This is a genomic window from Akkermansia muciniphila, from assembly GCF_002884975.1.
Classification (GTDB): Bacteria; Verrucomicrobiota; Verrucomicrobiia; order Verrucomicrobiales; family Akkermansiaceae; genus Akkermansia; species Akkermansia muciniphila_C.
In genome coordinates this window covers 222,106-241,699 of sequence record NZ_PJKB01000001.1, presented here as the reverse complement: position 1 = coordinate 241,699, position 19,594 = coordinate 222,106, and the positions used below count along the sequence as shown (strand labels likewise).

The window sequence follows — 19,594 nt, the reverse complement described above, 5'->3', positions numbered from 1 at the left end:
CACGCCCATCACCGGAAGCACATGCGCACATTCCGCTTCATCCTTCTTATCCTCGTCACCCTCGCCGCCATCGGCGCGGCGGTGCTCCTGACCGTTGACGGCAACCTGTCCCGCATCATCGGGCGCACCGCCTTCAGTTCCGGAGAACGGCTTTTCCCCTACACCCGGGAGGAGATGAACGAGGTTTCCTGGATGCGCATCAATTGCGTGGGAGACGTGGCTGAATTCCGCCGCAAGCCCAACGGCGTCTGGTGGTGCGAGAAGCCGTGGGACGACCGCATGGACCCCCGCGCCGCAGCGGCCATCCTCCAGTATACGTATTCCACCAGCATTGTGGACGCGCTGCCCCTGCACAAGATTGATTCCGCATCCCTTAAGGAGTTCGGCGTGAAGACCACGCCCGTGACCATCACCCTGAAGGAGATGAGCGACGACGGAAAGCGCTCCTCCACCGTGGCCCGCTACACGCTGGGTTCCCTCGCGCCCTGGCTGGTGGATGATCCGGAAAACAAGACCACGGATGACACCACTTACATGCAGACGGATTTCTACGGACGGGACACCCGCATTCTGGTGGGCACCGGCAATATCCTGCCCTTGTTCAAGTCCGGCATCCGCCAGCTCCGGGACCACCGCCCCCTGCTCCTGCATCCGGCCATGCCCGCCTCCATTGAAATCAACAACCACGGCCAGCGCATCGCCCTGGAGCGGAAGGTTCCCGGAGGCCCCTGGAAAATCACCTACCCCCTTTCCCTGGATACGGACCCGGCCATGATGGATGTGCTGCTGGGCACCCTCCAGAAGCTGACCGCCGTACGCGTGTACAATCCGGAGGAAACCAGCGTGCCGGACATGACGGATGACCAGATCACCTCCGTCTCCATCAGGAATTTCACCGGGCGACGCACGGAAGACGGCAAGTCACTGGAAAAGGAGGAGAATCCCGTCACGCTCCGCATTTACCCCCCTTCCGACAACGGGAGCATGTCCGAACTGGTGAAGGCCACGGTTTCCGACCGCAAGGCCGTGTTTGAGCTGGCGCAGACCACAGAGGCCAACAAGGAGGTGCCCGGCGTGCGCAACATTCCGCTGGACCTGGGCCTTCTGCGCTCCAAGCAGCTCACGGACATCGGGGACTACAAAATAACCGGGCTTTCCATCCGCAAGAGTTTTCAGGATTACCCCACCATCGCCCGTTTTATTCAGGGAGATGAAAAGAAGGGCATCAAGCCCACCTGGCTGTACACGGCGGAGGGCTCCAGCTACCAGGAGGCCAATCCGGAGCACCTGGTCTCCCTGCTGAAAACCGTGAAGCTGGGGAAAGTGGCGGGATTCGCGTCGGACAAGGCCACGGACCTTTCCGTGTACGGGCTGGACAATCCCAGGATGACGCTCACCATGTCCCTGCTGCCCAAGCCCGGTGAAGAGCCCCGCGCGCCCGTGACGGTCTTCTTCTCCAAGGGGACGGACGGTTCCTGGTATGCCCGCCAGGCCGGAAAGCCCACCGTCGCCATGCTGGATAACGCGTACATGAAGGACCTGCTGACGGACGCCCTGGCCTGGAAGAAGAAGAAGCTCTTCTCGTTCAGCAGGTTCGACCTCAAGGAAATGCACCTGGAGCGCATCGGTTCCGGAGGCCCTCTCGCCCTGAAATTCGATCGCCTGGACGATTCCTGGACGGCTTCCAAAGACGGGAAGGATGAAACCCTGAACATTAATCCGAACCGGGCCAACCGCTATCTGGACGAGCTGGAAAAGATGGAGGTGAGCACCTGGCTTCCCTATACCGACGCCAGAGCGCACGAGGCGCTGAAGAATCCCGTTTTCCGCCTGAAACTCATCCTCCAGGTTTACAAGGAGGCGGCTCCTGTCCAGCCCCATGGCGGCTCCAGCGACATCACCTTTGCCCCTGAACCGGAAATGGAGGAAAAAGTCATCACGCTGGAGATCGCCCCGGCGGGAGAGGCCGGATACAGCAGATTTTATTACGGCAGGGTGAATACCTCCCCGAATTACTTTATCCTGAATATGGACGCCGTGCGCCTGCTCGGCGCCAGCCTCTCGGAAGACAATTAACCATTCCTCCCGCATGAGTACTGAGCTGCACACCGTTACCGCTTTTCTGGACGGAATCCTCTCCGTAGATTCCATTCCGGACGCCCCCCGCGCCCTGAACGGCCTTCAACTGGAAAACGGCGGCACTGTTTCCAGGGTGGCCGCCGCCGTGGACGGCTCGGAACAAGCCATTCATGCGGCGCTGGACACCGGAGCGGACCTGCTCCTTCTTCACCATGGCATTTTCTGGCAGTCCATGCAGCCCGTCACGGGCATCGCGTACCGGAAGCTGAAGGCAGCCATGGACGGGAACCTGGCGATTTATGCCGCCCATCTTCCGCTGGACGTCCATCCCGTATACGGCAACAATGCCCTGCTGGCAAAGGCCTGCGGAATCCGGCCATGTTCCAACGAAGGGCTGGACTACCACGGCGTGTCCCTGGGGACGCACGGGGACTTTTCCGGCACGTGCCGGGAGCTGGCCCAGCGGCTGGAAGCCGTCCTGGGCGCTCCCGTGCAGGCTTTCTGGGCGGATTCCCCTGATGCCCCGGCCGGGGACGTTTTCATCTGTTCCGGAGGAGCCGGGGATGACCTGGCCCAGGCGGCGGCCCTCGGCTGCCGCACCTACGTCACCGGGGAAGGCTCCCACTGGAACATCCCCATGGCCCGGGAACTGGGCATCAACCTGGTCTTCGGCGGCCACTACTTCACGGAAACATTCGGCGTGAAGGCCCTGGGGCTTCTTCTCAAGGACGTTTACGGACTGGACTGCACGTTCATTGACCTGCCGCCCGCCGCCTACAGCCACTGACCAAACGCTACGGAGCATGAACCTGACCACGGACGACGCCGACGGGAAAATCCGCCTGGACCAATACCTTGCCGCCCACCTTCCGGAACTTTCACGTTCCAGAATCCAGAGCCTGATCAAAAGCGGGGACGTGCTGGTCAACGGCTCCCCGGCCAAGCCCAAAAGCCCCGTCGCCCGCGGGGATTCCATCACCGTCAGCATTCCGGAGCCGGAACCGGCGGAAGCCCAGCCGCAGGACATCCCGCTGGACATCCTGTATGAGGATGAAGACGTGGTGGTCATCAACAAGGAAAGCGGCATGGTCGTGCATCCGGCAGCCGGCAACCCGGACGGCACCATCGTGAACGCCCTGCTCCACCATTGCGGGGATCTTTCCGGCATCGGCGGCGTGGAACGCCCCGGCATCGTCCACCGCCTGGACAAGGACACGTCCGGCTGCCTGGTGATCGCCAAGAATGACGGCGCCCACCAGTCCCTGACGGCGCAGTTCGCGGCCCGCAGCACGGAAAAACGCTACCTGGCCGTTGTCCAGGGCATTCCCTCCCAAAGCTCCGGCACGGTGTTCACCCACATCGGCCGCCACCCCGTCAACCGCCTGAAAATGGCTGTAGTCAATCCGGGCTCCGGGAAAGCCGCCATTACGGACTACGACCTGCTCTGCGCAGATCCGGCCACGGATTCCTCCCTGGTCCTGTGCACGCTGCACACGGGCAGGACGCACCAGATACGCGTGCACATGCTCCATCTGGGCCATCCGCTCATCGGGGACCCCATTTACGCCAAACCTGCACGGCAGAAGGCCAAACCCGGCAGGCTCATGCTCCACGCGTGGCGCCTGGGCTTTGACCACCCGCGCACAGGAAAGCGCATGGAGTTTGAAGCCCCCGTCCCGCCGGAATATACGCCGTGGCTCCAGCTCTTCCCCAACGGGCTTTACGGAGCCATCCCGGCACCCCGCCCCATGGAGGAAAACGGAGAACGGAGCTGAAGCGATTCTGCTCCAGGAAAAGGAAGAAGCACCACCCAGAGGCCCTTATTTTTTGCCTGCCTCCGGCTTGCAGTACTTGCGCCAGTCCTTCAGCAGCGTGGCCGGATGCCCCGTAATGATGACCTTGCCCGTGCCGTCCACAATCCCCAGCCGCAGAATGGAGCCGCCCGGCTTGTAGCCGGGTATGCCGTTCCCTTTCTTCGGCTTGATGATGGGGAACTTCATCCGCTCCTCCCTGGCCCATGCCTTGGCGGCCTCTTCCGTCTTGTCACAGGAAAACAGCACCAGTTCCACATCATCCGTCTGGCGCACCTTGCGGTAGGTCCGCACCACATGGGGCATCTCCCGGCAGCAGGGGCCGCACCAGCTGGCGGAATACAGGAAAAGGTAATATTTGGCTTTCGGATTCGGCCTATCCCTGGTTAAAAAATCAGCTTTCTCCAGCGCCTTTCCCACGGGAGAAACAGCCGCTTCCGCAGTATTGGAGGCAGGGCTGTCCGCCCAGGCGGGAACAATTCCGGCGGCACCGCATCCGGCAAGCGTTAAAATGACAGAGCAAAGTTTGATAGATTTCTTCATACCATCATCATTATCAATGAATGAAATAGCAGTCAAGTATGATCGTCTGCCGTAATGTAGTCCCCTTCATGCCGTCTACTTGGCGGGAGCATTCAAGTCCACGGCCACCTTCACGGGAATATCCATGGTTTTGACGCCCTTGTTCACCACCACCGCGGCTTTCATTTTAGCGGGCATGTTTTTTACCTGGTACGTATAAGTGCGGGAAGGGACAGAACCGAAGCTGAACGAACTTTGGGACATGTCCATGACCTCCAGCTTGCCGCCTTCCGCGTCAGTCAGCGTTATTTCTTCCACATTAAGCGTGTCGTTGAATTCCAGTTCCACTTCACCGGAAGCCTTGCCCTGCCCCTTAGCGGCCTTCACGGTAATCTCCATGCCTTCCACCTTGAATTTGGCGCCCTTGCGTGCGTCAAATTCCTGGCCGGGCAAAGTCGCGGTTCCCTCGGAAACCTTCATTTTAACCACTCCGTCCAGCTTCAGGGGAAACACGGGCCTCTGTTTCAGCCCCAGGGTATGTTTGGCAAATGCTCCGGAATCAGCAATGCGGGTAAAGAAATTGTCGAATTTGGCTTTTGTCCTGGCGCCGCGGCCATCCGTAACTTCAAGCTGTGAGTCCTCACCGCCGCTAACGAATTTACAGCCCCTGGGAGCAACGAAGCCCAGCACCACCTCCACGGCTTTCTTATTTTTGTTGAATATGTCATCCACCCTGGCAGGATCAGGGAAGGACACGGAGACGCCGGAAACATAAACGTTCACGGGCTCCGCCTTCTGGGCACGGGCCACATGGGAAACGGCGCACGCACAGCACGCCACGGCAATCAGTAACAATGGTTTCTTCATCATGTTGAGGAGGAATAAACCTACCCCGCATCTTCCGTGCAGGCAAGAAGAATCCGCCATGGAGGCAACGCCCCTTTAATCTTGATTTGCCCCCCCGGAACCGCTACCCTGACGCGGCTTTAAACACTCAGCTTTCACAGAGACATGGAGAATACCAACCACGGAGAGGGAGCCTCTCCGGACATTTCCCCCCGGCAGCAGAAAAGCGGAAATCCGGATGAACAGACCGCCGCCCTGGCGAAGGCGCGCCTGGCCATTGACGAGGTGGACGCCCAAATCGTGGAACTGCTGAAACACCGCGCCCGCTGGGTGCATGAAGTCGGGCGCATTAAAAAGGAACATGATTCCCCCATTTTCGTTCCGGAACGGGAAACGGCCCTGCTCAACAAGCTGAACAGCCTGAACGCGGGCGTGCTTCCGGAGGCTTCCCTCCAGGCCATTTACCGTGAAATCATTTCCTGCTCCTTTTTCCTGGAAGGCGGCCTTACCATCGCCTACCTGGGCCCCAAGGGGACCTGGAGCCATCAGGCCGCGCTCAAGCAGTTCGGAAAGAGCTGCAAGCTGATCGCCTGCCAGAGCTTCAAGGACGTATTTGACATGGTTGACCTGGGCAAGGCGCAGTACGGCGTGGTGCCCGTGGAAAATTCCTCGGAAGGGGCCGTCTCCACCGTCATGGACCTCTTCGCCACCTCCTCCCTGAAAATCTGCGCCCAGATCAACCTGAACATCCGCTACGCCCTGATGGCGGACGTTCCGCGGGAGCACATCCGCATCCTGTATTCCCATCCCCAGGCGCTCGGCCAGACGCGGAACTGGATTCTGCGGCACTTCCCGAACGCGGAAGTCGTGGAGACGTCCTCCACCACCAAGGCCAGCATTCTTGCCAAGGAGAACGCGTCCATGGGCGGCGCCTCCCTGGGCTGCCCCCTGGCCGCGGAATTGTTCGGCCTGAATATTCTGGAAGAGGACATCCAGGACCAGCCCGGCAACACCACCCGCTTTGTCGTCATCGGCCGCCAGGACACGCAGCCCAGCGGCAGGGACCGCACGTCCCTGCTCATCCGCATCCAGCACAAGCCCGGCACCCTGGCGGAAGTCATCAACTGCTTCCAAAGGCATAACAACAACCTGATCCGCATTGAATCCCGCCCCTCCAAGGCCATTAACTGGGAATACGTGTTTTATATAGACGCCGTGGGCCACATCCAGGAATCCCCCCTCCGGGAGACCCTTCCGGAGCTGGAACAGCACTGCTCCATGCTGAAAATCCTGGGCAGTTACGCGGATACGGACGTCGTTTGACCGGTCCGGCCTTCCCCTATCCTCACACCATTCTGAAAGATCATGAATATCGCCACGATTGCCGCCCTGGCCGCAGCCCTGGGGCTTCCGGCCTTCTCCCAGCAGGGCGCCACTAAAATCGTTACGGAGAACGGACAACCCGCCCTGGCCCTGGATGAAGCATTTGCAGCCCAGCTGCGCAGCGGAAACACGGCGCCGGATGCTCCCGCTCCGGTTCCCGCTGAATTCTCCGCACCCGTTCCCGTTCTCCCCCTGCCCGCGGACGCCAACCACGCCGCCGTGAAGGAAACGGCGGAGGAACGCAGCCGCCGCATGGAGTGGTGGCGTGACGCTAAATTCGGCATGTTCATCCATTACGGCCTGTATTCCGGGCTGGCCGGGGAATGGAAAGGCAAGCCCGGCGGGTCCGAATGGATTCAGAAGAACGTGGAGGCGGATACGGACTCCTACGCCGCGGAAGCCCTCCCCCTGTTCAAGCCCAGGGAAGGACTGACGGAAGAATGGGCGCAGCTTGCGCAGGACGCAGGATGCCGGTACGTGGTGCTGACCAGCAAGCACCATGAAGGGTTCGGCCTGTTTGACAGCGCCCAGACGGATTACGACGCCAAAAGCGCCATCAACCGGGACATCATCCGGGAATACGTGGATTCCTGCCGCAAACGCGGCTTGAAGGTGGGCCTTTACCACTCCGTCATTGACTGGCACCATCCGTCTTATGACAACACCATCTGCCCGGACCTCTGCTATCCCGCCGGGCAGGCGGAGATGCTTAAAAAGAAGAACATCCCGCGGGACCACGCCGCCTACCAGAAGTACCTGCACGCGCAGGTCAGGGAGCTCATGACCCGTTACGCGCCCATTGACATCATGTGGTGGGATTATTCCCAGGGAGCCATGGAGGGCGCCAGGGGCTGGAAAGCACCGGAACTGATGGACATGGTGCGCTCCATCAATCCCGCCGTCATCATGAACAACCGCCTGTACGCCTACTCCGGATTAAACAGGGACCAGGCCGGCACGCTGGACCTGCGCTGCGGGGATTACATCACCCCGGAACGCTTCATCCCCCGGCGCGGCTATCCCGGCGTGGACTGGGAGTCCTGCATGACGGTGAGCGACAAGTGGGGCTACAACCGGTATGACACCAACATCAAGTCCCCGGAAACCGTCATTGAAAAACTGGTGGAATGCGTCACCAAGGGAGGCAACCTCCTGCTGAACGTAAACCCGATGGCGGACGGCACCATTCCGGAAAAAGTGGCCGCCACCATGCGCGGCGTGGGCCAGTGGCTCAAGATCAACGGAGAGGCCGTATACGGCACGCGGGCCTTTACGGAACTGGACCAGCCCGCCTCCATCAACCGGAACGGAGACATTTTCGTGTTCCTGACCCCGCCGCCGGACAAGGGCCCGGCCCAGCCGCCCAGTGAAGGGACCATGAAGGAATTGACGGAAGGCGCGGAGTACGCCCGCATGCAGCCTCTGGATTCCACCGGGTACGAGGAGGATGAAGGCACAGCCGTCACCCTGCCAAAGGGTTATTCCAAGGCCGTTCTGCTGGGGGACAATACCGTCCTTCCCGCCGTCAACGGCACGGTCCTGTTCAAGGCGCATGAACATTCCAAAACGCCTTGTTCCGTCATTAAACTGAGCAAATAGCCCTCTTTTTCACTCATTTTCCTTATGGAGGAAGACCTTTTTTCCCTGGCGTCCGGCAAACAGACGCCACAGCAGGCGGAGAATGACGCGGCCGCCCAGCCGGACCAGGCGGAGGAAGCCATGCGCCGCCGCGCGGACCACCTGCGTTCCGAACTGCGCCGCCATAACCAGCTGTATTATGAACAGGCGGAACCGGAGATTTCCGATGCGGAGTATGACGCCCTGTTCCTGGAGCTTGAAAAACTGGAACAGGCCCATCCTGAACTGGCTGACTCGGATTCACCCACGCGCCGCGTAGGGGGTGCTCCGCTCCAGGGGTTCAACCAGATCAGGCACACGGTTCCCATGCTGTCCATTGATGACATTTTTGAGCAGCGGGACGCTCCCGTTCCGGATGAGGAACTGGTGGAATTTTACAACAAGCTGGCCAAGACGCTGAAAACGGAGCAGGTGCCCGTCTCCGTGGAACCCAAGATTGACGGAGTGGCAATATCCATCATGTACCGCGACGGGCGGCTCGCTTATGCGGCCACGCGCGGGGACGGAGACGTGGGGGATGACGTGACGGCCAACGTCTGCACCATCCGCAGCATCCCCCCCACCCTTCCCGCTGGGGCCCCTCCCGTGCTGGAGGTGCGCGGAGAGGTATTCATGCCCAATGAAGCCTTTGCCAAACTGAATGAAGAGCGGGACTCGGAAGGGCTCCCCGCCTTCGCCAATCCGCGCAATGCCACCGCCGGGACCCTCAAGCAGCTGGATTCCAGGCAGGTAGCCGCCCGGCCTCTGGCCTTCCTGGCCCACGGACTGGGCGCCTATGAAGGGCCGGAACTGAAGAACGTAAAGGATTTCTGGGACATGTTGCACCGCTGCGGCATTCCCGCCAATGAGCCGGTGTATTATACGGATACCCTGGAAGCCACCCGCCAGGCGGTGCGGGACATTGACAAACTACGCCACGCGCTCCCCTACGGCACGGACGGCGCCGTCATCAAGATCAGCTCCATGGCCACGCGGGCAGCTCTGGGCGCCACGGCGCGCGCGCCCCGCTGGTCCGCTGCATACAAGTTCCCCCCGGAACAGAAGGAGACCCCCCTGCTGGACATCACCGTGCAGGTGGGCCGCACCGGGGTGCTGACGCCCGTGGCGGAACTCAAGCCCGTGCTGCTTTCCGGCTCCACCGTCTCCCGGGCCACCCTCCATAACCAGGATGAAATCGACCGGAAGGACGTCCGCATCGGTGATACCGTTCTGGTGGAAAAGGCGGGGGAAATCATCCCCGCCATCCTGAAGGTGATCCTTTCCAAACGCCCGGCGGATGCCAGGCCCTACAGCATTCTGGAGGCCACCGGAGGCCTCTGCCCCGCGTGCGGCAACCCCATCATGAAGGAAGAGGGAAAAGTGGCCTGGCGCTGCACCAACTTCACCTGTCCGGCCCAGGCCGTATCCGGCATCACCCATTTCTGCTCCCGTTCCGCGCTGGACGTGGAAAGCATCGGCTCTTCCGTAGCGGAAGCGTTGAGGAGCTCCGGGCTGGCATCCTCCCCCCTGGACCTTTTCTTCCTGAAACTGGACCAGCTCGCCAACCTGAACCTGGGCACTCCGGAGGAACCGCGCCGGTATGGGGAAAAGAATGCCCAGAAAGCGCTGGACGCCCTGCAATACGCGCGCGAGCTTCCGCTGGAACGCTGGCTCATCGCCTTCGGCATTCCCCTGGTGGGGGAAGTAGTCGCCAAGGCGCTGGCGGACACGCACCCGGACTTGGAACATGTGGCGGACTCCCCCTACCTCCGGGACATTGTACGCCTGGACGAGCTGATGGAACAAGCCGCCAAAACCAACCCCAACACCCGTGAAAACAGGAAGGCGGTGAAGGAAGGCGCGCTTTCCGCAGAGGCGGTGCAGGAACGCCATCAGGAACTGACAGATGAAATCGACCGCCTGACCGCCCCCTATCTGGAAACGGGCTACCTGCGCAAAAACACGGCCAAGTTCAGCTATGGCTCCGAAATCGGCGTGGCGGCGGCCAAATCCCTCCAGAGCTTTTTCACCTCCGCGGCGGGGAACCATACGATGGACGTTCTGCGCGGCCTGGGCATCAATCCCCAGTCCCAGTCCTACCGGGCCAACCTTCTGGAAATCCCGGCGGGGGCCCTGTCCGGCAAAACTTTCGTCATCACCGGTACGCTGAGCCATCCGCGGGACTACTTTGAAGAACTCATTGCCGCTCACGGGGGGAAGGCCACCGGAGCCATTTCCAAATCCACCTCCTACCTCCTGGCAGGCAGCGGCGGGGGCTCCAAGCGGGACAAGGCCGTCAAGCTGGGCGTACCCGTCATTTCCGAGGAAGATTTCAACAAGCTGATTGCGGATTAAAACCTGCCACCCACCCTTTCCCGCCCCCTGTTCTGCCTGCTTTTTTCCGTGCTCCGCCTGCCGGAAATTTAATTCCGGAATCCTGCAAAAAAGCTTGCTACGGGGCGTCATCTCCCCCCTAATAACCGCGTATGCTGAACCTGCCTAACGCCATCACCCTGACACGGATTGCCCTGGTAGTCGTCTTCACGGCAGCGGTCAGCATAGCGGACCAGTATTCCTGGGGATACCTGGCCGCACTGGTCACCTTCATCCTGGCGGCCTGCACGGACTGGCTGGACGGCTACCTGGCCCGCCGCCTGAACCAGGTTACTACCTTCGGCAAGCTGATTGACCCCCTGGCGGACAAGATTGCCGTTTCCGCCGCATTCATTTACCTGACGGGCGTGGGGCTGTGCCCCGTCTGGGTCACCATTCTCATCATCAGCCGGGAATTCCTGGTCACGGGCCTGCGCCAAATCGCGCAGGACCACGGCGTCATCATCCCCGCGGGCACGTCCGGCAAATGGAAAACCGCCTTCCAGCTGGCTTTCTGCATCGCCTCCCTGCTGGCCCTGACCTGGACGCACACGCCGGAATACCTGCCCTCCTTCCTGGACCAGCTTGCGGCGCTCTGCCTGTGGTACGGGTCCGGAGCTTCCAACTTCCTGTACCAATTCACCCTGTGGGGCTCCATCATCCTGACCGTTTATTCCGGAGCCGTTTACTGCGTGGGCGCGCGCAAATTCCTGCAACGCTGAAATACATCCCTCCGGACAGCCTGTGATGCGCGCCAAGAGAGCCGCAGGCCTTTACGGAAACTGACTTGATATTCCGCAGGAGGGCACAAGCTTTTTTAAAGAAGTAATTAGCTAAATCTCAATCCGGTATCCAGTTGCCGCAAGGACTTGCCGCGCTCCATGCTCCTACAGGCCGTTTCTCCTTGATGGCCGCCAACCGGGTTCCATCTCCAGCCTCTTCCGGAACTGACGGAAAAGGATTCATGACGTGCAGGACGTTTTTATTTCTCTTGACGGCTGTCCTTTGCCGTGTTTTTATGGCCCTGTTCCCGCCGAATGGTGCTTGGTTGTTGATTTTTGATAGTCATTTGCGGTTGGCGGAATACGGGCGTCTCCGTATTGATCCTTTCAGTATCGCTCCTGCGGGCTTCTTTTTGTTCCGCTATTGTCGTGATTCCGTCAGTTCATTGCAGCCGAGGCGCATTCACAGACATATAAACAGACATGGTATCCACCACATTCAGGGAGCTTGGCTTGTCGGCTCCCATTCTCCGCCAGTTGGAGAAACTGGAGTACAAGACCCCCACCCCCATCCAGGCAGCCTGCATCCCCCTGCTGCTGCAGAACAAGGACCTGATGGGACTGGCGCAGACCGGAACCGGCAAAACGGCCGCGTTCGCCCTGCCCCTTATTCAACAATTTTCAGAACATCCCAGAAAGCCGCTTGCCCGCCAGGTAAGGGCGCTCATCCTGAGCCCCACCCGGGAACTGGCCGCGCAGATTCATGACAACATCTGCGCTTATGCCAAAGGGCTGAACCTGTCCACCGCCGTCATCTTCGGCGGCGTGGGCTACGCCCCCCAGTTCAAGAAGCTGGCCGGCGGCCTGGACATTCTGGTAGCCACGCCCGGCAGGCTGATTGACCATCTGGAACGCCAGACCGTCAGCCTGGGCGGTGTGGAAACCCTGATTCTGGACGAAGCGGACCACATGCTGGACATGGGCTTCGCTCCGGCCCTGAAAAAGATCGTCGCCAAAATCCCGAAGAAACGCCACACCCAGATGTTCTCCGCCACCATGCCGGACAACATTCTGCAACTGGCCCAGTCCCTGCTTCAGGAACCGGAAACGGTGATGGTCACCCCCCCGGCCGCCACGGCGGACAGGGTGGAACAGTCCCTCTGCATGGTTGGCTCCCAGGCGGAAAAAAGGCCCCTTACCCTGGATCTGCTGGAACAGCAGGAACAGCCGGGCCGCACGCTCATCTTCACCCGGACCAAGCACGGCGCGAACCGCCTGGCCTCCTTCCTGACCGGAAAGGACCACCCGGCCTCCGCCATCCACGGCGACAAAAGCCAGGGCACGCGTGAACGCATGCTCCGGGAATTCCGTTCCGGGGAAACGCCCATTCTCGTCGCCACGGACATCGCCGCCCGCGGCATTGACGTGAAAGACGTGCAGCTCGTCATCAACTACGATCTGCCGGAAGAACCGGAGGTCTATGTGCACCGCATCGGCCGCACGGCACGCGCCGGAGCCGCCGGGCAAGCCATCGCCCTCTGCTCCCCGGATGAAATCAAAAAAGCCAGGGACGTGCACAAGCTGCTGGGGCGCCTCCTTCCCGTCCACTCCTCCAGCGCCGCCGTACCGTCTGAATTGCAAACGGTTCCCGGCACACAGAGGGAAAGGAAAAACTCCATGCAGGAAAACCGCTCCGCATCCCGCAAGGGGCCGCGGAAAAGTTACGGAAGGCGGAATACCGCCGGAAGGCACGGAAGCCGCATGGGCGCCTGATTTTAATCATTCAAAAAATCTTTTGAACAAAATCAGGGGCTGCGGAGTCTCACTTGCTACAAACGGTTCACCGGACCGTTCCAGTCGGGAAGCTTCAACAGGAGTTTCAATCATGAAAATCGTCTCGTCCATCATCAAGACACTGTGCGTGGGTACCATCGGTTCCCTCGCCTGCCAGGCCGCCATGCAGGCTTACGCGGATGACGTTCCCTCCACGTTTGTGGAAGGCAACTATTCCCCGGAAGTAGCCCGCTACGTGCAGAGCATCGCAGGCGTGGCGCTGGCCTCAGGCATTCATGATTATGACGAAAACGCCACCAGCAGCTACCAGGTTCTGGCTCAGGTCCTCAACAGCGGCAATGCAACTGATTTGCCGGAAGACCTGAAACGGGCCATTGAAATGCTGACCAGCTACGTCCCCGACCCGAACGCGACCATTCAGCCGATTCTGACTAAAAAACAGATTGAGAGGATGGAGCAGATGGCGGACCGTATAGAAAACCTGATGGAGGAAAAGTACGGCGTGGACCTGGAAGACTGCATGAATATCATGAAGCATGCGTTAGGCTCGTCCATTCCGGAAATCCTCCGTTCCTGTGACATGGAAGGCACGCAGCTGCCCACCACCACCGTTTTCCGCCCCAGGCTGGGCAAGGCGCTGAATGAAGCCTATGCCAGGCTTGCCGCGCCAACACTTCCCGCCGCTGGTACGGCGCAGTAACCGGACCCCTTCAAAACGACCGGGAAGATGATCCCGATTCTACGGCACGCGGACCCCGTCAAGGTTCCCTGAATATGAAGCCGCAAGAAACGGAATGATCTTCCCCGTCGCCAGGAACGGAAACAGCACCACTGCCGGCGGCACTACGCAACCCACTCCGGATGTACTCCGATGCAGGGCCGATGCTTCGGAACGCGGTGAAGCGATACGCTCACCCTGTTCACTCCCAAGCAACGGCATGCAACATCGGCACAACCGGAGAAATGCAACCGACAGGCCCCGTCCTTCCCGCACTGCGGCAGGAATGGGGCCTTTTTCGTGCCCATGTGTCCTGGAAAGCCCCTGCTTCTTCGCCTCCGGCATGGGAAATATCTTCCCCACATGGGAATATATTTTTTACACCATCCGTGAAAGAAAGATTCTCAAGCCCCGGTATCTATGGCAAACTAAGGATTCAAATCCTTCCCTACATTTACCATCCATGGATAATTCATCATCACGCCGTCGTTTTCTTCAGACCCTGGGCCTCGCTACCGGCGCCCTGGCTGCCGGTCCCTTTGCCAACGCCCAGGAAGTGGCCCCTCTGGCTCCCCGGAAGATTACCGTCCCGGACCCGAACATCATCGGCCCCATGACCACGTGGCCCCCGCGCAAGCCCGGCGCCATTTACATGGGCGGCTTCAGGGCCCCCAAGCTGGACAAGGTCCGCGTGGCCTTTGTCGGCGTGGGCGAACGCGGTTCCATGCACGTGGGCCAGATGGCCGTCATTGAGGGTGCGGAAGTCGTCGGCATCTGTGACCTGTACAAGGACTGGGCGGAACGCAATGCGGCGCTGGTGGAAAAGAAGACGGGCAAGCGCCCCCCCATTTTCACGGACGGCCCGGAAGACTACAAGCGCATGATGAAGGAAGTCAAGCCGGATGCCGTCATCGTCTGCCCCAGCTGGGAATGGCACTGCCGCGTCACCTGCGACGTGATGAAGATGGGCGCCCACGCCTTTGTGGAAGTGCCCATGGCCGTCTCCATCAAGGAACTCTGGGAAATCGTGAACACCTCCGAGGAAACCCGGAAACACTGCATGATGATGGAAAACGTCAACTACGGACGTGAAGAACTCATGTACCTGAACATGGTGCGCCAGGGCGTCATCGGCGACCTGCTGTACGGGGAAGCCGCCTACATCCACGAACTGCGCGGCCAGATGAAGCAGGTGGACCGCGGCACCGGCTCCTGGAGAACCTACCACTACGCCAAGCGCAACGGAAACGTCTACCCCACGCACGGCCTAGGCCCCATCGCGCAGTACATGAACCTGGCCCGCAAGGACGACTGCTTCGGCAGGCTCGTTTCCTTCTCCAGCCCGGCCCTGGGCCGAGCCGCGTACGCCAAGAAGAATTTCCCGGCGGACCACAAGTGGAACAAGCTGGACTTCGCCTGCGGCGACATGAACACCTCCATCATCAAGACCACCATGGGCCGCACCATCCTGGTGGAATGGGATGAAACCAGCCCGCGCCCCTACTCCCGCCTGAACCTCATTCAGGGCACGCTGGGCACGCTGGCCGGCTTCCCGACCCGCGTGGCCGGTGAAAAGCTGGGCAACGGCAACTATCACGAATGGATTGAAGGCAACGAAAAACTGGCCCCCATTTTTGAAAAGTACGATCACCCGCTCTGGAAAAAAGTCGGCCCGCTGGCCCTGAAGATGGGCGGCCACGGCGGCATGGACTTCGTGATGCTTTACCGCATCATCGAATGCCTCCGCAATGGCGAACCGATGGACCAGAACGTTTACGAAGGCGCCTTCTGGTCCTCTGTCTCCGAGCTTTCCGAATACTCCGTGGCCCAGGGCGGCATCCCCCAGGTGTTCCCGGACTTCACCCGCGGAGACTGGAAGACGACCGCTCCGCTGGGCATCGTTCAGTAAAAAAATCATTCCCTCCCCGGTCTGGAGCTTTTCCGCCTTTACAGCGGGCTTCCAGGCCGGGGCGGATTTCCCGTTCAGAAAACAGGCCGCTGCAAGGCGTGCCTGTTTTTTATTGGCGTGAACAGCGGTTGCAGGGGCAAAAGGAAGCAGGCTGTTCCATTGGCAGCCCCCCTGTTCCTTGATGGAACGGGCACTCACGTTCATAAAGGCGGAGCATGGAAACCCGCAATAAGCATCGGTTCCCTGCCTGCTATTCTTGAAAAAGGCAGGAAAGGAAGAATGACTTGCACCGGGAAGGTGCAACCACACAGCCTGACTATTTTATGAAAGCGCCGGCTCAACTCATTTCTTGAGGATTCTTTTTAGATTGGCAATGTCCAATAACAAATTCACCGTTTCAAAATTCCCCTTGTAAAACACGCCCCAGTTATTGAAGACGCAGGGCAATTCCTTTGCTTTTTGCAGCGTATCCACCCTGATGAGAGATACCGGAACATCGTTCTCTCCACAGTACCGTTTTATGATCTCAATGTTTTGATGCACAAAGGGGCATTGCATATCATAATAAATTGTCAGCTCCCGGCTCTCAATTCTCCCCTTTTTGGCATTCGGCGCAAACCTCGGCGTTGTTCCGTCAAAGGAAAGAGCAAGCAGTTCATAGCCATGACTGGCAGCATCCACCGCCTCAAAGCCGAACTTCTTCGCGAAGGATTGATCGGCAAGCCACGCTTTCTGTTTTTCAGCTCCGAGCATGCAAACGCCTGATTTGCCCTTTTTCCTGGCATCAGCCAGACAATATTCCATCAGCAATTTTCCATACCCTTTCCCCTTGTAGCTGCCGGAAACCCACAAGCAATATATATAATAGTAGTTGTCCCCAAGGATGGGAACCCAGGCCGTCTCCAGAGGGGCATATTCAATAAAAACCACTCCCTTGGCATTTAACTTTCTAAAGACGTGGCCTTCCCTGATCCGGCCGGAAAGCCATTGCCGCTTTGCTTCAACGCCCGGATGGGGGGCCCGGCTACGGATAATGCAGCATAAATGTTCACTGGCCAGATTGTCCGCCGTTAAATTGATAAAATCCGTATTCAAAGGCGCATCTTCCATTCTACTAATTTTAATATCCGCCTGTGGAAATGTCAAAAACTCATTCCGTGCCCCGACTTCCCGTTACAGGCACAAGCCCTTTTGTTCATCCGGGCATCAGCGGGCGCATTACTCCCTTGGCAAATGGGGCGCATTACAACAGAAACAAGGCTGTACCTGCTGAAAAACAACTGTAACGGCGTGAAGGGACACCAGGGGCCCTCAACTGCCTTTGACGGGTGTCTCCGGCGTCAGTTCATACGTCTTTTCCGTGCCATTGGCGGCCACCCGGACGGATTGCGCCACCCGGACGGATTGCGCCACCGGGGAGGAAAGGCGGAACTGCGTTACCCTGCCGTCCTTCCAGTCCATGTCCACGGTAATGTTGCCGCGGGCTTTCAGTCCGCGCACGCTCCCGTTTTTCCAGGCTTCCGGCAGAGCCGGCAGAAGATGCAGGCGCCCGGTGCGGGACTGGAGCAGCATTTCAGCAAAGCCGGCCACGATGCCCATGGTCCCGTCCACCTGCATGGGCGGATGCGTGGTGAACAGGCTGTCCATCATGCTGTGGCGCATCATGCCCTGAAGCATTTCATACGCTTTATTGCCGTCCAGAAAACGCGCCCAGAGGCTGGCGCGCCACGCCCAGGTCCAGGAGCGGCGGGAATCCCCCGTGGTTCCGCGCGCCAGCAGGGATTTACGGGCGGCTTCCGCCCATTCCGGCGTCTTTTCCGGGCTGATCTGGTTGCCGGGATAAACGGCAAACAGGTGGGACGTGTGCCGGTGGCGCGGGTCCCAGGAGCCGCCCGGCTTGCGGGCGATCATCCATTCCAGCAGCAGGCCATCCTCCCCCACCCTGGGACCGGCCAGAAGGTCTCTCTTGGCGGCCAGTTCCTTCCTCCAGGCGGCGTCCACGCCCAGGATTTCCGCGGCCTGTACGGTATCATGGAACAATTCCCAGACAATCTGCTGGTCATGCGCGCAGCCGTCCTCCCTGGGGCCGTGTTCCGGGGACCAGCCCATCGGAGCCACCAGCGTTCCTTCCTTCACGTCCTTCAACTCCCGGGAGATTATTTCCGGCGTCACCTTCCTGTCCTCCGTCCGGAAGTTGCTTCCTCCCGCGTGCAGGGGCTTGAGCTGGCTTTCCCAGAAACGGCAGATTTCCTTCATCATCGGGTAAGCCGTCGTTTTCAGGTATTCCCTGTCCATCGTGAACAGGTAGCGTTCCCACAGATGCAGGGCGTACCATGCGGAAGCGGGCTTGTTCCATTTAAATCCCTGGCCCCCGTAAATGTTCTGGGCCGTCCTGGCCGTCCAGCCCGGAGCGGGCTTGCCGCCAGCCGTCCTGAACTCTTTCTCCTCCCGGGTGATTTTACGCGCGGAGGGCGCCATTTCCCGGATGTAATCCACCAGCGGGTCATAACATTCCGCCAGGTTGGAGGGGAGCACTCCCCAGTAGCACATCTGGATGTTGATATTATTGTGGTAGTCGGAATCCCACGGCGGAATCAGGCTGTAATTCCACAGGCCCTGGAGGTTGGCGGGCAGATTCCCCGGCTGGGAGGAGGAAAGGATGACGTAGCGGCCGAAGTTGAACACCAGTTCCTCCAGATCGGGATCACGGGCGTCCCTTCCGGCGTCCACCGCCTGCCTGTATCTCTTCAGCCTCTCGTTGACGGGGAGTTCCGCCGTGGCGTCCTCCGTCTCTCCCAGGTCCAGGGAAACGCGGTCGTAAAGCTTGCCGTAGGCGCCCCGGTGGGCGGCTTTCAACTGTTCCGGAGCCGCCTTGAGCGCACGGGCCAGAACGGCGTCATTCCTCTTGCGGGGCGGCTCCCCCTTCCAGTTCCGGGAAGCGTCCAGCACGTAATCCGTAGCCAGGGAAACCAGCACGCGGCAGGAATCAGCCTGCCGGACGGTGATGGAGCCGCCGTCCGCCGTGACTTTCCCACCCCTGGGAAGAACGGCAATGCGCGCCTCATAGGTCAATCCGTTTTTCAGGGAACCCTGCATCAGAATCATTCCCCTGCCCCCTCCGGCCGTGGCCGTAATCCTGTCCTGAGGATGCAAGGTCGCCAGGCGGAAGGAGGCTTCCACGGAACGGGGCCTGTCCCCCTGCACCGTCATGGAAACCACCTGGTGCGGAACGCTGGCGAAATACTCCCTCCGGTAACGGACTCCCCCGGAGTTGTAGGACACGGAGGCCAGCGCCTCCGCCACATCCAGCGTCCTTTTATAATCCTGCACGTTCTCTGCTGCCGGATACGTGATTTCCAGCGTGCCGAACGGCTGGTAGGAGCCGAATTTGACGGAATCCGGCCCCTTGTCCTTGGCTTCCGCACTGCAAAAACCTCCGGACCACATGCTGATTTCCGTCAGCTCCAGGCGGTCCTTTTCCACGCCTCCGTAAATGAGCGCGCCTATTTTTCCGTTGCCGATTGGCGTGGCGTCCTTCGCCCAGGAGTTATCCCCGGTTCCCTTCTGGGGGCGCGTCTCCTTCCATTCCGCCGGGCGGTTGAACCGGACTAGGCAGGATTTCCAGGCCGTTGATTCCTCCGCCGCGCGCAGGACGCCCCCGTGGAACAGAACACCAAGAAGGAGAAAGAAGAACGGACGCATATCAAAAAGGTACTACCATATATCCGGAGTCTTTTCAAAGCCATTCTTTCCGCCGGAAAGGCCGCCTCCGGATGACGCCAAAAGCCGCAATTCCATGAAATTTTTCCCCTCCGCGGAA

General features: G+C 59.9%; 14 protein-coding genes. 10 read left to right on the top strand and 4 right to left on the bottom strand.

The features are described from left to right. The first annotated feature begins 21 nt into the window (after positions 1-21). From CXU21_RS01090 to CXU21_RS01080, 3 genes are read left to right on the top strand one after another with little or no spacing between them, the layout of a single operon-like run. Positions 22-2,076, top strand: coding sequence for a DUF4340 domain-containing protein (locus CXU21_RS01090; RefSeq protein ID WP_102724730.1), 2,055 nt, complete (start codon positions 22-24; stop codon positions 2,074-2,076). A 13-nt stretch (positions 2,077-2,089) separates the two neighbouring features. Then, on the top strand, positions 2,090-2,866 hold the full coding sequence (locus tag CXU21_RS01085; protein WP_102724729.1) for a Nif3-like dinuclear metal center hexameric protein: 777 nt from the start codon (positions 2,090-2,092) through the stop codon (positions 2,864-2,866). A 16-nt stretch (positions 2,867-2,882) separates the two neighbouring features. Then, a complete protein-coding gene (locus CXU21_RS01080; protein WP_102724728.1) occupies positions 2,883-3,854 on the top strand; it encodes an RluA family pseudouridine synthase in 972 nt (323 codons plus the stop codon). A gap of 45 nt (positions 3,855-3,899) precedes the next feature. Here CXU21_RS01080 and CXU21_RS01075 read toward each other — a convergent pair whose 3' ends face one another. Both CXU21_RS01075 and CXU21_RS01070 read right to left on the bottom strand, forming a co-directional pair. Then, the gene (locus CXU21_RS01075; RefSeq protein ID WP_102724727.1) at positions 3,900-4,433 is read right to left on the bottom strand and encodes a TlpA family protein disulfide reductase; all 534 of its coding nucleotides are present in this window, start codon (positions 4,431-4,433) and stop codon (positions 3,900-3,902) included. Between the two features lie 75 nt (positions 4,434-4,508). Then, positions 4,509-5,282 (bottom strand): hypothetical protein, encoded by a 774-nt coding sequence (locus CXU21_RS01070; RefSeq protein WP_102724726.1) that lies wholly within the window; start codon positions 5,280-5,282, stop codon positions 4,509-4,511. A 141-nt stretch (positions 5,283-5,423) separates the two neighbouring features. On the opposite strand from CXU21_RS01070, the gene pheA reads away from it, so the two are divergent. The 7 genes from pheA (at position 5,424) to CXU21_RS01035 (ending at position 15,774) form a co-directional block, all read left to right on the top strand. Next, on the top strand, positions 5,424-6,581 hold the full coding sequence (gene pheA, locus CXU21_RS01065; protein WP_102724725.1) for a prephenate dehydratase: 1,158 nt from the start codon (positions 5,424-5,426) through the stop codon (positions 6,579-6,581). A 42-nt stretch (positions 6,582-6,623) separates the two neighbouring features. After that, positions 6,624-8,240 (top strand): alpha-L-fucosidase, encoded by a 1,617-nt coding sequence (locus CXU21_RS01060; RefSeq protein ID WP_102713476.1) that lies wholly within the window; start codon positions 6,624-6,626, stop codon positions 8,238-8,240. A 24-nt stretch (positions 8,241-8,264) separates the two neighbouring features. Continuing rightward, entirely contained in the window at positions 8,265-10,613 is a 2,349-nt protein-coding gene (ligA, locus tag CXU21_RS01055) for an NAD-dependent DNA ligase LigA (protein WP_102724724.1), read from the top strand. A gap of 131 nt (positions 10,614-10,744) precedes the next feature. Next, positions 10,745-11,353 (top strand): CDP-diacylglycerol--glycerol-3-phosphate 3-phosphatidyltransferase, encoded by a 609-nt coding sequence (gene pgsA, locus CXU21_RS01050; protein ID WP_102724723.1) that lies wholly within the window; start codon positions 10,745-10,747, stop codon positions 11,351-11,353. A gap of 483 nt (positions 11,354-11,836) precedes the next feature. Further along, complete coding sequence (locus tag CXU21_RS01045; RefSeq protein WP_102724722.1) at positions 11,837-13,126, top strand: DEAD/DEAH box helicase; 1,290 nt, start codon at positions 11,837-11,839, stop codon at positions 13,124-13,126. A gap of 112 nt (positions 13,127-13,238) precedes the next feature. Then, positions 13,239-13,847 carry a hypothetical protein gene (locus CXU21_RS01040; protein ID WP_102713488.1) on the top strand — a complete coding sequence of 203 codons (609 nt, stop codon included), beginning with the start codon at positions 13,239-13,241 and terminating at the stop codon, positions 13,845-13,847. Positions 13,848-14,328: 481 nt separating this feature from the next. Then, positions 14,329-15,774, top strand: a complete 1,446-nt coding sequence (locus tag CXU21_RS01035; RefSeq protein WP_102724721.1) for a Gfo/Idh/MocA family protein — start codon at positions 14,329-14,331, stop codon at positions 15,772-15,774. A 342-nt stretch (positions 15,775-16,116) separates the two neighbouring features. On the opposite strand, the gene CXU21_RS01030 is transcribed toward CXU21_RS01035, so the two are convergent. Further along, complete coding sequence (locus tag CXU21_RS01030) at positions 16,117-16,869, bottom strand: GNAT family N-acetyltransferase (RefSeq protein WP_102724720.1); 753 nt, start codon at positions 16,867-16,869, stop codon at positions 16,117-16,119. A 216-nt stretch (positions 16,870-17,085) separates the two neighbouring features. Next, entirely contained in the window at positions 17,086-19,476 is a 2,391-nt protein-coding gene (locus tag CXU21_RS01025) for a glycoside hydrolase family 95 protein (RefSeq protein WP_102724719.1), read from the bottom strand. Between the last annotated feature and the right edge of the window lie 118 nt (positions 19,477-19,594).